Here is a 12,194-nt window from a genome sequence, read left to right on the forward strand (position 1 = left end):
GGAGCGCATGGGTCTGCGGGTGAGTGGGGGTGGGGGTGAGGGGGGTTGCGGGTGAGTGGGGGTGGGGGTGAGGGGGGCTGCGGGTGAGGGGGGGCCGGCCGCGGCCACGCGGCGGAGCCGCACGGCGAGCACAGCCCCGCGCCCCTGGGTGGGCTGCGGTCCCGTCGGCGTCACGCCGGGTGGCGGAAGCCGAGCGTCGGGACGGCTCGGCGCAGGGGCCAGCACGCGGTCTGTTCGTCGGGGACCAGGCCCTCGAGGAAGGCGTAGCGGCGCAGGGCCGTCGGGTTCTGGCCGTCGAGCGAGCGGATCGCGCGCCACCAGGCGCCGATCTCGGCCCAGCCGGGCGCCGAGAGGGAGCCGCCGAACTCCTGCACGGACAGCGCGGCGGTGAGCCCCGCGAAGGCGAGGCGGTCGGCCAGCGGCCACCCGGCGAGCGTGCCGGTGACGAAGCCCGCGACGAAGACGTCGCCCGCGCCGGTCGGGTCCAGGGCCTCCACGGCGATGGCCGGGACCTCCGCGCACTCCCCCGTGCGCCGGTCCACCGCGTACGCCCCCTCCGCGCCGAGCGTGACGACCGCGACCGGCACATGGCGGGTGAGCGCGTGGGCCGCCGCCCGCGGGCAGTCGGCGCCGGTGTAGCGCATCGCCTCGTCCGCGTTCGGCAGGAAGGCCTCGCAGTGCTCCAGGTCGGCGAGGCCGGCGAGGTCCCACGCCCCGGTGTCGTCCCAGCCGACGTCGGCGAAGACGCGGGTGCCGCGGCTCGCGGCCGTGGCGATCCAGGGGGCGCGCCGGCCGGGCGTCAGGGAGGCGACGGCGGCGCGGGCGTGCGGCGGATGGTCCGGGGCGGGTTCCTCCGGGGGCGGTTCGTGCCCGTGGGAGACCATCGTGCGCTCCCCCTCGTACGCCATCGACACGGTGACCGGGGAGTGCCAGCCGGGCACGGTCCGCGACGGGGTGAGGTCGATGTTCTCGCCCTGCTCCAGCGCGTCCCAGCAGTACTCGCCGTAGTGGTCGTCGCCGAAGGCGGCGGCCAGCGACGTGCGCAGCCCGAGCCGGGCGAGCGCGGTGGCCATGTTGGCGACGCCGCCGGGGCTGGAGCCCATCCCCCGGGCCCAGGATTCCGTCCCGCGGACGGGGGCGGAGTCGAGGCCGGTGAAGATGATGTCGAGGAAGACGGTGCCCGTCAGGAACACGTCCCAGGGCGGATCGCCTGCCGTGCGCAGGGCGGCGAGCGGGTCGATCTGGGGCCGGCGGTTGCGGTCCTCTCCCAGGGATCCCATCGATCCCATGGCTCCGGTGGACGCGGTCACGGTGCGCTCCCTGACGTGGTGCGGGTCTGGCCAGTTTGCACCACGCCACCGACAACGCGCCGCTTCCGCCCGGCACCCCGCCACCGACAACGCGCCGCTTCCGCCCGGCGCCGTAACACCGCCGCCCGCCCCCTGACCGGCGTCCGGCCGCCGCGGCCCCCGCTGCCGCCCCACCGCACCGCCACCGGTCCCCCACCTGCGATGGCGGCCTCTTTTACCCCTCCTCGTGCACGCCAAACCGGAGCGTGCGCCAGATCACACCCCCCGCCCTTCTTCCGGCCCGTCGCGCTTGATACAAATTCTGCGCGCGTTCCTGTCCGTCGACGGTCGTCGCCCATCCCCCTTTCCGTGCCGCTCCTTTCGCATGCCCTGGGAACGCCCGTGTCCGCCCCTCGCACCACGCCCTGGCCCCTCGTCGCCCTCTTCACGGCCGGGTACCTCGCCCCCTATCTGCTGCCGACCACCGTCGGCCGCCTCGACTCCGGCCTGCCGCTGACGGCCACTCAGGCCGGCGCGGCCGGCAGCGCCCTGCTGCTCGGCTCGGCCGGCGCCGGCTTCCTCCTGGCCTCCCGGGTGGATCGGATCGGCGCCCGCCTGCTGGCCCGCATCGGCCTCACGCTCGCGCTGCTCGGTTACGGCGGCGCCGCGCTCACCACCGCCGTACCGGCCGTCGTGGCGGGCGCGGTGATCGGCGGGTTCGGCTCCGGGACCATCACCGCGGTCGCCGCGACCGGCATCGCCGCCCAGAAGGACCCGCACCGCACGACCACCGTGGGCCTCCTCGGCGTCTCCGCGCTGGCGGCCGCCCTGTGCCTGACGATCCCGCACCTGGGCCCGGGCCACGCCCAGCCGCTGGCGGCGATCGCTCTCACCGCACTCGCGGTCTGGCCCCTGACGGGCCGCCTCCCGGTCCGCGGCGCCGCCGCCCCGCACACCCGTCGCGCCCCGGCCACCCGCCTGCCCCATCTGCGGGCCGGCCTGCTCCTGGCCGCCGCGATGCCGTGCTGGTCCCTCGCGCAGAACGCGCTGTGGGGGGTGAGCGGCCGCATCGGCCTCACGCAGGCGCACCTGTCGGAGTCGGCGGTCGGCGCCGTGTTCGCCGTGGCGCTGGTCGCGGGCCTGCTGGGGGTGACGGGTGCGGGTGCGCTCGGCCCGCGCTTCGGCCGCACCGCGCCCATCGGCGCCGGCACGGTCGTGATCGCGCTCTGCATCGCGCTGAGCGCGTCCGCGACGGGCCTGACGTCGTTCGCGGCCGGCGAGATCGCCTGGAACGCGTTCTACCCGATCGTGCTGTCGTACCTGATCGGCCTGGCCGCTTCCCTGGACCCGCAGGGCCGCTGGGCGGTGCTGGTCGGGTCGGCCTCGTCCCTCGGCACGGCGGCGGGGCCGCTCACCGGCAGTGTGCTGGCCGCGCAGGCCGGGTTCCCGGTGATGGGCGCGGTCCTGGCGGCCGGCCTGCTGGTCATCGCCGTACCGATGACGGTGGTCGCCCGCTCGGCGGGCCGGCGCCCGCTCCCGGTGGTCGAGTTCCCCCTGGAGAGCCCGACCGTGGCCGAGATCCCCGTGGAGAGCCCGACCGTGGTCGAGATCCCCGTGGAGAGCCCGGCCCCACTGGCGCGCGATACGACCCCGGCCGCCTGACCGGCGTACGTCGTCAGAAGACGTACGCCTCCACCTCGGCGAGATACCGGGCCCGCCGCTCCTCGTCGTCGTCCAGGAAGGAGGCGAGGAAGGAGTTGCGGGCCAGCTCGCGCAGCCGGTCCTCGCCGAGGTGCAGGTCGCGCTGTACGGCGTCGAAGTTGTCGCCGGCGTAGCCGCCGAAGTAGGCGGGGTCGTCGGAGTTGACCGTGCACAGCAGCCCCGCGTCGAGCATCGCGGGCAGCGGGTGCTCGGCGAGGACGTCCACGGCCCGCAGCCGCACGTTGGACAGCGGGCACAGCGTCAGCGGCACCCGCTCGCGCACCAGCCGCTCGACCAGCGCGGGATCCTCCATGCAGCGCAGCCCGTGGTCGACGCGCTCGACGCCGAGGACGTCCAGGGCCTCGGTGATGTACTCCGGCGGCCCCTCCTCCCCCGCGTGCGCGACCCGGCGCAGCCCGAGCGCGGCGGCGGCCTCGTACACCTCGCGGAACTTCACCGGCGGGTGCCCGACCTCGGCGGAGTCGAGCCCGATGCCCGTGATCCGGTCCAGGTAGGGCTTGGCCGCGTCCAGAGTCTCCATGGCCGACTCGCCGGACTCGTCGCGCAGGAAGCACATGATCAGCCGGGTGGAGACGCCGTGCCGGGCCTCGCTGTTCCCGAGCGCCCGCCACAGCCCCTCGACGACCGTGCCCATCGGCACGCCCCGCGCGAGGTGGGCCTGCGGGTCGAAGAAGATCTCCGCGTGCCGCACGCCCTGGGCTGCGGCGCGGGCGAGATAGGCGTCGGCGAGATCCTCGAAGTCCCGCTCGGTGAGCAGCACGGCCATCAGGGCGTAGTACAGGTCGAGGAAGGACTGCAGATCCTCGAACCGGTACGCCTCGCGCAGGGCGTCCTCGTCGGCGTAGGGCAGCTGGACCCCGTTGCGCCGGGCCAGCGCGAAGGCCAGCTCGGGCTCCAGGGTGCCTTCGATGTGAAGGTGCAGTTCGGCTTTGGGCAGCGGCATCACCACATGTTACGGCGCTGTCACCTCCGCTTCGGAACCGGCACCCGGAGCAGGTCATGGGCCACGGTCAGCTCGCCCTCGAACCCGGCGGCCCGCGCCTGCCGCTCGAACTCCTCCGGCTCCGAGTAGCGCTGGCTGAAGTGGGTGAGCACCAGGTGCCGCACCCCGGCGTCCCGGGCCACCCGGGCGGCCTGACCGGCCGTCAGATGCCCGTGGTCGGCGGCGAGCCGGGCGTCCTCGTCGAGGAAGGTCGACTCGATGACGAGCAGATCGCACCCCTCGGCCAGGGCGTGCACACCGTCGCACAGGCGGGTGTCCATGACGAAGGCGAACCGCTGACCGCGCCGCACCTCGCTGACGTCCTCCAGCCGCACCCCGCCGAGCACGCCCTCCCGCTGGATGCGCCCGACGTCGGGCCCCTTGATGCCGTGCGCGGCGAGCTTCCCGGGCAGGATGCGCCGACCGTCGGGCTCGACGATCCGGTACCCGAAGGACTCCACGGGGTGGGACAGCCGGCGCGCCTCGAGCGTGTATCGCCCGGTCCGCGCGATCACCCCGTCCCCGCCGACCGGCGCCTCGGTGATCGGCACGGTCTCCCGGTAGGCCGTGGCGTACCGCAGCCGGTCGAAGAAGCGCTGCCCGGAGCGCGGGTAGTGGGCGGTGACGTCGTGCGGGACCTGGTCGAGGTTGATCCGCTGGATCACTCCGGCCAGGCCCAGCGAGTGGTCGCCGTGGAAGTGCGTGACGCACAGCCGGTTCAGGTCGTGGGCGGCGACCCCGGCCCGCAGCATCTGCCGCTGTGTGCCCTCACCGGGATCGAAGAGGAACCCCTCGCCGTCCCAGCGCAGCAGATACCCGTTGTGGTTGCGGTGCCGGGTCGGGACCTGGCTGGCGGTGCCGAGGACGACCAGTTCGCGTACGGACACGGCGTCTACCCGGGCGGCCAGTTCAGCCCGCGCCCGCCGAGCACATGGGCGTGCGCGTGCCAGACGGTCTGTCCGGCGCCGCTGCCGGTGTTGAACACGGTCCGGTAGCTCTCCAGGCCCTCCTGGTCGGCCACCGCCTGCGCCTCGCGGAGCACGTCGGCGGCCAGCTCGGGCGCCTCGGCGGCCAGCGCGGCGGCATCCCTGTGGTGGGCCTTGGGGATCACCAGGACGTGGGTGGGCGCCTGGGGGTTGATGTCACGGAAGGCGGTGGTCGTCTCCGTCTCGCGCACGATCGTCGCCGGGACGCTGCCCGCGACGATCTTGCAGAACAAGCAGTCGTCCTGCGGTTCCCCTGCCATGCGTGTGCCTCCTGACGCCGGGATGATCGCGTACGGAGGCATCGTAGCGAGTGGCTACGACAGCGCAGGCGCCGTCACTTGCCCTGTACGGGCCAGCAGGTCGGATCGCCCTGGCACCAGATGGTCCGCGTGACGGTCACGGTGACGGTCGGCCGCGCCGGCCCGGGCCCGTTCCCCGGCGGCCTGACGGGGGACGGGGTGGCGTTGCAGTCGCCGAGGCCGTTCACATGGAACACCTGCTTCCCGCCGACCGTGGCCGTCAGGTCCCCGCGCACACAGGCCCCGTCGACGGCGCGGGTCACCTTCCCGGTGACGGTGATGTCCCTGCCGTCCTTGGTCTGGCCCCGGCAGTCGACGGTGGCGACGGTGTCCGCGGAGGCGGAGGCGGAAGCGGAGGCCGTGGCCCCCTTGTCGCCGTAACCGGCCGTGCAGGTCATCCACCGCACGTCGACGTGGTGCCGTTCCAGTTCCCTGGTCGCGGTCCGGTCGGTGGTGTAGGCGACGGCAGCCGAACCGATCCCGCCGGGATCACAGGCCACGACTCCGCCGACGACCACGACGAGAAGGCCGACAGCGGAGGAAACACGCCTCAAACCGCCCATGCCCAGCAGCGTCCCACCACCGCACGCCGGACGGTAGACCGCATACGGCCACCGGGCGGGTCAACCGCGCAGCAGCAGCCACTCCTGAAGTTCCACCAGATTGCCCTCGGGGTCCTTCAGATGGGCGACCCGCATCCGGTCGGTCATCGCCTCGGGCCCGTGCAGCAGCTCGGCCCCGCGTGCGGTGATCTCCTCGCAGTACGCGTCCAGGTCGTCCACCCGCAGCACCACCAGCGACCGGTGCCCCGCCGCCGTCTCCCCCAACTCCCCCAGCACGGACGCCATCATCGCCCGGTCCTGCAACGCGATCCCCGCGGACCCCACAGCGGGGCTGAACTTCTCGTACGGCCCCGAAGCCGCCCCCGACTGCGGCTTCAGCCCCAGCACGTCGGCGTAGAAGCGGTAGCACGCGGCGAAGTCGGTGACCAGCAGCCGCACTTGAGCCAGTTCCACGAGGCAGCAACCCCCCGGTTCAGGACCACCGTCCGGTGCGGCCGAGGAGCAGTGCCGCGGCCGCCGTCCCGGCGGTCGACGTACGCAACACCGTAGGCCCAAGCACGTACGGCGCGGCACCCGCCTGACGAAACAGCTCCAACTCGTCACCGGCCACGCCCCCTTCGGGACCGACGACCAGCACGATCTCCCCCGATGCCGGCAACTCGGCCGTCGCCAGCGGAGCACTGGCGACATCGAAGTCCGAGTGCAGGACCCCGGCGAAGTCCGCCGTGGCCAAAAGTGCCGCAACCTGCTTGGTCGTGGCCGCGTCCGCGACCTGGGGGAACCGCACCCGCCGGGACTGCTTGCCCGCCTCCCGGGCGGTGTTGCGCCACTTGCCGAGCGCCTTCAGTCCCCGTTCGCCCTTCCACTGCGTGATGCAGCGTGCCGCCTGCCAAGGCACGATCGCGTCCACGCCGACCTCGGTCATGGTCTCCACGGCCAGCTCGCCCCGGTCCCCCTTGGGCAGGGCCTGCACCACGGTGATCCGCGGCGCCGGCGCGGGCTCCTCCTCGACCGACGGCACGTCGACGATCAGCCGGTCCTTGCCCTCGACCCCGGTCACCTGGCACAGCGCGTACCGCCCGGCGCCGTCCGTGAGGACGACCTCCTCGCCCACCTGGAGCCGCTTGACCGAGACCGCGTGCCGCCCCTCGGGCCCGTCCAGGACGAACCGGCCCCGGCCCGTCCCGAACGACTCGACGACGAAGACGGGCGCCGTCACCGCACCTCACCCCCGTGGATCCCGGCCGACAACGCTGTCCGCGCCGCCTCGGTCTCGGCGGCCAGCAGCTCCACCAGCCGTCCCGCCGGCACGGCCCGCGCCAGCCGGTGCCCCTGCCCCGCCCACAGCGCCATGCCCTGTGCATCGTTCGCCTTCGCGGCGGCCTTGCGCAGCGGCGCGGTCAGATGGTGGATCTCCGGGTACGCGGCCGGTGCGTACGGCCCGTGCTCGCGCAGGAACCGGTTGACCAGCCCCCGCGCCGGACGCCCGGAGAACGCCCGGGTCAGCTCGGTCCGCACGAACAGCGGGTTGGTCAGCGCGTCCTTGTGCACGGCGTGCGCGCCGGACTCCTGCGTCGCGAGGAACGCCGTTCCGAGCTGTGCGGCGCTCGCCCCCGCCGCGAGCACCGCGGCGATCTGGCTGCCCCGCATCAGCCCGCCCGCGGCGACCACCGGGATCGACACGGCCTCCCGTACCTGGGCCAGCAGCGACAGCAGTCCGATCCCCGCGCCGTCGTTCTCCGGCACGTCCCGGTGCGTGCCCTGGTGGCCTCCGGCTTCCACGCCCTGCGCGATCACCGCGTCGGCACCGGACTGCTGCACGGCGACGGCCTCGTCCGCGGTGGTGGCGGTGACCATCACATACGTCCCGACGCGGTGCAGGGAGTCGACGACCTCACGGCTCGGGACGCCGAAGTGGAAGGAGACCACCGGCACCGGGTCGTCCCGCAGCACCGCGAGCTTGGCGTCGTAGCCGTCGTCCCGGCCGCCGTCGGGGTCGCCCAGCTCGGTCTCGTACCAGGTGGCCTCCCCGGCCAGCTGGTGCGCGTAGACCTCTACGGCCCCGGACGGGGGCGCGGCGTTGGCCGCTCCGGTGGAGCCGGTGCTCGCACCGGGATATTCCAGCTGAGGCATGAAGACGTTGACCCCGAAGGGGCGGCTCGTCAGGCCGCGCAGCTGCTTGATCTCCTGGTACATCCCGTCGGCGGTCTTGTACCCGGCGGCCAGGAACCCCAGCCCGCCCGCCTCGCAGACGGCGGCGGCGAGCGGCGGGACGGAGACGCCGCCCGCCATGGGAGCCTGCACGATCGGACGGGGGAAGAGATCGGTCAGGGAGGACATGACGGCATGGTGTCACGTCCCCCGGACGGGACCGAATCCACCGTCCCTGTTGGCATAAGCCACAGGAACGGGCCGGTGACCGGGCGGTCGGCCGCCCGGTCCCGTAGCCATGGTCACCGCCCGTTGAACGCGTCCTTCAACCGGGAGAACAGACCCTGCTGCCCCGGCTGGAACTGGCCCGTGGGCCGTTCCTCGCCGCGGAGCTTGGCCAGCTCGCGCAGCACGCGCTCCTGCTCGGGGTCGAGCTTGGTCGGCGTCTGCACCTCGACGTGCACGATCAGGTCGCCCCGGCCGCCGCCGCGCAGATGCGTGACGCCCCGGTTGTGCAGCGGGATCGACTGGCCGGACTGGGTGCCGGGCCGGATGTCGACCTCCTCCATGCCGTCCAGCGTCTCCAGCGGCACCTTGGTGCCGAGCGCCGCCGCGGTCATCGGGATCGTGACCGTGCAGTGCAGATCGTCGCCGCGCCGCTGGAACATCGCGTGCGGCAGCTCGTGGATCTCGACGTAGAGGTCACCGGCGGGACCGCCACCGGGCCCGACCTCGCCCTCACCGGCGAGCTGGATGCGGGTGCCGTTGTCGACACCGGCCGGGATCTTCACGGTCAGCGTCCGCCGCGAGCGCACGCGGCCGTCACCGGCGCACTCCGGGCACGGGTTCGGCACGATCGTGCCGAAGCCCTGGCACTGCGGGCACGGCCGCGAGGTCATGACCTGGCCCAGGAAGGACCGGGTGACCTGCGAGACCTCACCACGGCCGCGGCACATGTCACAGGTCTGCGCGGAGGTGCCCGGCGCGGCGCCCTCACCCGAGCAGGTGGAACAGACGATCGCCGTCTCCACCTGGATGTCCTTGGTGGTGCCGAAGGCCGCCTCGTCCAGCTCGACCTCGACCCGGATCATCGCGTCCTGGCCGCGGCGGGTGCGCGAGCGCGGCCCGCGCTGCGACGCCGTACCGAAGAACGCGTCCATGATGTCGGAGAAGTTCCCGAAGCCACCCGCGCCGAAGCCGCCCGCGCCGGCGCCGCCGGACTGCGAGAGGGGGTCGCCGCCGAGGTCGTAGACCTGCTTCTTCTGCGGGTCCGACAACACCTCGTAGGCGGCGTTGATCTCCTTGAACCGCTCCTGCGTCTTCGGATCGGGATTGACGTCCGGGTGCAGCTCGCGTGCGAGCCGCCTGAACGCCTTCTTGATCTCATCCTGCGACGCGTCGCGGCGCACGCCGAGTACGGCGTAGTAGTCCGTGGCCACCTACGACTCCGCCAGGATCTGTCCGACGTACCGTGCCACTGCGCGTACCGCTCCCATCGTTCCCGGGTAGTCCATGCGGGTCGGTCCGACCACGCCGAGCTTGGCGACAGCCTCGCCGCCCGAACCGTAGCCGACCGACACGACGGACGTGGAGTTGAGTCCTACGTGGGCGTTCTCATGACCGATACGGACGGTCACGCCCGGATCCTTCGCCTCGCCGAGCAGCTTCAGGAGGACGACCTGCTCCTCCAGGGCCTCCAGCACCGGCCGGATCGTGAGGGGGAAGTCGTGCGGGAACCGCGTCAGATTGGCGGTGCCGCCGATCATCAGCCGTTCCTCGTTCTCCTCGACGAGCGTCTCCAGCAGCGTGGACAGCACCGTCGAGACCGTGCCGCGGTCCTCCGGTTCGAAGGCCTCCGGCAGATCCTCCACCAGCTTCGGCACATCCGTGAACCGGCGGCCCGCGACCCGGCTGTTCAGCCGGGCCCTGAGGTCCGCCAGCGCGGTCTCGCCGAACGGCGCCGGGCAGTCCACCATCCGCTGCTCCACCCGGCCGGTGTCGGTGATCAGCACCAGCATCACCCGCGCGGGCGCGAGCGACAGCAGCTCCACGTGCCGCACGGTCGAGCGGGTCAGCGACGGATACTGCACCACGGCGACCTGCCGGGTGAGCTGTGCCAGCAGCCGCACCGTCCGCGCCACCACGTCGTCGAGGTCGACGGCGCCCTCGAGGAAGTTCTGGATCGCGCGCCGCTCCGGGCCGGTCATCGGCTTCACACCGGCCAGCTTGTCGACGAACAGCCGGTAGCCCTTGTCGGTGGGGATGCGCCCCGCACTGGTGTGCGGCTGCGCGATGAACCCCTCGTCCTCCAGGGCCGCCATGTCGTTGCGGACCGTCGCCGGGGAGACACCGAGGTTGTGCCGCTCCGTGAGCGCCTTGGAACCGACCGGCTCCTCGGTGCCCACGTAGTCCTGGACGATGGCGCGCAGCACCTGAAGCCGTCGTTCACTCAGCATCGCGCACACCTCCAGAAGTCTTCCTCGTCTCGCCCCTGGCACTCTGCTCGTGCGAGTGCCAGACGTCCCCGGCCCAGTGTACGGCGGTGGGGTACGCCCCCGGCAAGGCTGGTCATACCGCGTGGCCGGTAAGGGCTAGCGTCGCGGGTATGACGGTGACTTGGGAAGAGCTGGGGTGGGAACGGCTGGCGGCCGGGGTCGGGCGGTGCCGGCTGCCGGGCTGGGACTGCACGACGGGGCTGATCGTCGGCGCGGACACGGCACTGATGGTCGACGCCGGGTCGAGCCTCGCGGAGGGGGCCCGGCTGCGCGCCGAGGCCGAACGGCTCACCGGGCACGGTGTGACCCATCTCGCGTTCACCCACCCCCACTTCGACCACGTTCTCGGTGCCTCCTCGATCCGGGCCGCGGAGGTCTTCGGCGCGGTCGGCATCGATTCGGCGTTCACCCCGCGCGGCCGGGAGGAGCTGCGGGTGGACGCGGTGGCGGCCGGCCTGGACCCGGAGGTCGCCGAGGAGGCCGCGGGGGCGCCGGTGCCGGTCGGCCACCTGGTCAGCGGCGAGTGGACCCTCGACCTCGGCGGCGGCCGCCAGGTGCTGCTCGCCAACGTGGGTCCCGGGCACACCGCCCACGATCTCGTGGTCCTGGTCCCGGGCGAGCGGGAGGTGGTGTTCTGCGGTGACCTCGTCGAGGAGTCCGGCGAGCCGCAGGCGGGCCCCGACGCCGTACCGTCGCAGTGGCCGGACGCGCTGGACCGGCTGCTGGCGCTCGGCGGCGAGGACGCGCTGTACGTGCCCGGTCACGGAGCGGTGGTGGACGCGGCGTTCGTGCGGGCGCAACGGGACGCGCTGGCGGCCCGCTTCGGCGTGTCGCGGTGATCCGCGCCCGGTGACGCCCGGGATTCTCCTATCGTCATCCGAATGCGGCAGTACTCCCCCGACCTGACCCCGCCCTGGAAGAAGAAGCCCGCGCCGGCGCCCGAGGTGGCGGCCGAGCCCGGCCTGGTGGTGGAGGAGCCCGGCAGCGGCTTCTGCGGTGCGGTGATCCGCTGCGAGGCGGGCACGGTCACGCTGGAGGACCGCTTCGGCAAGCACCGGGTCTTCCCCATGGAGCCGCGCGGCTTCCTGCTGGAGGGCCGGGTGGTGACGCTGGTCAGGCCCGCCTCGGCGGCTCCGGTACGGCCCAGTCGTACCGCGTCCGGATCTCTCGCCGTGCCCGGCGCCCGCGCGCGGGTGGCCCGGGCCGGCCGGATCTACGTCGAGGGGCGGCACGACGCCGAGCTGGTGGAGAAGGTGTGGGGCGACGATCTGCGCATCGAGGGCGTGGTCGTGGAGTACCTGGAGGGCGTCGACGACCTGCCGTCGATCGTGGAGTCCTTCGCCCCGGGTCCGGACGCCCGCCTCGGCGTGCTGGTGGACCATCTGGTGCCGGGCACCAAGGAGTGGCGGATCGCCGAGGCCGTGACGAGTGAGCACGCGCTGGTCGTGGGCCACCCGTACATCGACGTCTGGCAGGCGGTGAAGCCGTCGGCGCTCGGGATCGAGGCGTGGCCGGTGATCCCGCGCGGCCAGGACTGGAAGACGGGCGTGTGCCGGGCCCTGGGCTGGCCGGAGAACACGGGCGCGGCCTGGCAGGCGATCCTCGGCCGGGTGCGGTCGTACAGGGACCTGGAGCCGGAGCTGCTGGGCAAGGTGGAGCAGCTGATCGACTTCGTCACCGAACCCGTGGACTGACGCCTCAGTCCAC

The 12,194-nt window shown here is 73.3% G+C and carries 13 protein-coding genes; 3 read left to right on the top strand and 10 right to left on the bottom strand.

Going from position 1 to position 12,194, the window contains the following annotated elements:
* Positions 1–170: 170 nt before the first annotated feature.
* Positions 171–1,289: a carbohydrate kinase family protein gene (locus AC0B9F_RS03520; protein WP_471998994.1), complete on the bottom strand. Its 1,119-nt coding sequence runs from the start codon at positions 1,287–1,289 to the stop codon at positions 171–173.
* 402 nt (positions 1,290–1,691) lie between these two features.
* Between AC0B9F_RS03520 and AC0B9F_RS03525 the strand changes: the two genes are divergently transcribed.
* Positions 1,692–2,951: an MFS transporter gene (locus AC0B9F_RS03525; protein ID WP_471998552.1), complete on the top strand. Its 1,260-nt coding sequence runs from the start codon at positions 1,692–1,694 to the stop codon at positions 2,949–2,951.
* Between the two features lie 13 nt (positions 2,952–2,964).
* Here AC0B9F_RS03525 and AC0B9F_RS03530 read toward each other — a convergent pair whose 3' ends face one another.
* From AC0B9F_RS03530 to hrcA, 9 genes are all read right to left on the bottom strand, one after another.
* Complete coding sequence (locus tag AC0B9F_RS03530) at positions 2,965–3,954, bottom strand: adenosine deaminase (RefSeq protein WP_471998553.1); 990 nt, start codon at positions 3,952–3,954, stop codon at positions 2,965–2,967.
* Positions 3,955–3,974: 20 nt separating this feature from the next.
* Complete coding sequence (locus tag AC0B9F_RS03535; protein ID WP_471998554.1) at positions 3,975–4,880, bottom strand: ribonuclease Z; 906 nt, start codon at positions 4,878–4,880, stop codon at positions 3,975–3,977.
* 5 nt (positions 4,881–4,885) lie between these two features.
* Positions 4,886–5,239: a histidine triad nucleotide-binding protein gene (locus AC0B9F_RS03540; protein ID WP_471998555.1), complete on the bottom strand. Its 354-nt coding sequence runs from the start codon at positions 5,237–5,239 to the stop codon at positions 4,886–4,888.
* A 74-nt stretch (positions 5,240–5,313) separates the two neighbouring features.
* Positions 5,314–5,841, bottom strand: a complete 528-nt coding sequence (locus tag AC0B9F_RS03545; RefSeq protein ID WP_471998556.1) for a hypothetical protein — start codon at positions 5,839–5,841, stop codon at positions 5,314–5,316.
* A 60-nt stretch (positions 5,842–5,901) separates the two neighbouring features.
* Positions 5,902–6,294 (bottom strand): VOC family protein, encoded by a 393-nt coding sequence (locus AC0B9F_RS03550; RefSeq protein ID WP_471998557.1) that lies wholly within the window; start codon positions 6,292–6,294, stop codon positions 5,902–5,904.
* Between the two features lie 19 nt (positions 6,295–6,313).
* Positions 6,314–7,060, bottom strand: a complete 747-nt coding sequence (locus tag AC0B9F_RS03555; protein ID WP_471998558.1) for a 16S rRNA (uracil(1498)-N(3))-methyltransferase — start codon at positions 7,058–7,060, stop codon at positions 6,314–6,316.
* Complete coding sequence (locus AC0B9F_RS03560) at positions 7,057–8,181, bottom strand: nitronate monooxygenase (RefSeq protein WP_471998559.1); 1,125 nt, start codon at positions 8,179–8,181, stop codon at positions 7,057–7,059. The genes AC0B9F_RS03555 and AC0B9F_RS03560 overlap by 4 nt, the downstream gene beginning before the upstream one ends.
* 113 nt (positions 8,182–8,294) lie before the next feature.
* Entirely contained in the window at positions 8,295–9,431 is a 1,137-nt protein-coding gene (gene dnaJ, locus AC0B9F_RS03565) for a molecular chaperone DnaJ (RefSeq protein ID WP_471998560.1), read from the bottom strand.
* A complete protein-coding gene (gene hrcA, locus AC0B9F_RS03570) occupies positions 9,432–10,448 on the bottom strand; it encodes a heat-inducible transcriptional repressor HrcA (RefSeq protein ID WP_471998561.1) in 1,017 nt (338 codons plus the stop codon). It lies immediately after the preceding gene.
* 149 nt (positions 10,449–10,597) lie between these two features.
* Between hrcA and AC0B9F_RS03575 the strand changes: the two genes are divergently transcribed.
* Together AC0B9F_RS03575 and AC0B9F_RS03580 are read left to right on the top strand one after the other, a co-directional pair.
* Entirely contained in the window at positions 10,598–11,326 is a 729-nt protein-coding gene (locus AC0B9F_RS03575; protein WP_471998562.1) for an MBL fold metallo-hydrolase, read from the top strand.
* 42 nt (positions 11,327–11,368) lie between these two features.
* Positions 11,369–12,181, top strand: a complete 813-nt coding sequence (locus AC0B9F_RS03580; RefSeq protein WP_471998563.1) for a DUF3097 domain-containing protein — start codon at positions 11,369–11,371, stop codon at positions 12,179–12,181.
* Positions 12,182–12,194 lie beyond the last annotated feature (13 nt).

This window comes from Streptomyces sp. NPDC097129, from assembly GCF_055668065.1.

Coding starts and splice junctions, on each gene's coding strand:
- AC0B9F_RS03540 (WP_471998555.1), bottom strand. CDS start 5,239: ATGGCAGGGGAACCGCAGGACGACTGCTTGTTCTGCAAGATCGTCGCG.
- AC0B9F_RS03545 (WP_471998556.1), bottom strand. CDS start 5,841: ATGGGCGGTTTGAGGCGTGTTTCCTCCGCTGTCGGCCTTCTCGTCGTG.
- AC0B9F_RS03520 (WP_471998994.1), bottom strand. CDS start 1,289: ATGGGATCGATGGGATCCCTGGGAGAGGACCGCAACCGCCGGCCCCAG.
- AC0B9F_RS03530 (WP_471998553.1), bottom strand. CDS start 3,954: ATGCCGCTGCCCAAAGCCGAACTGCACCTTCACATCGAAGGCACCCTG.
- AC0B9F_RS03580 (WP_471998563.1), top strand. CDS start 11,369: ATGCGGCAGTACTCCCCCGACCTGACCCCGCCCTGGAAGAAGAAGCCC.
- hrcA (WP_471998561.1), bottom strand. CDS start 10,448: ATGCTGAGTGAACGACGGCTTCAGGTGCTGCGCGCCATCGTCCAGGAC.
- AC0B9F_RS03560 (WP_471998559.1), bottom strand. CDS start 8,181: ATGTCCTCCCTGACCGATCTCTTCCCCCGTCCGATCGTGCAGGCTCCC.
- AC0B9F_RS03575 (WP_471998562.1), top strand. CDS start 10,598: ATGACGGTGACTTGGGAAGAGCTGGGGTGGGAACGGCTGGCGGCCGGG.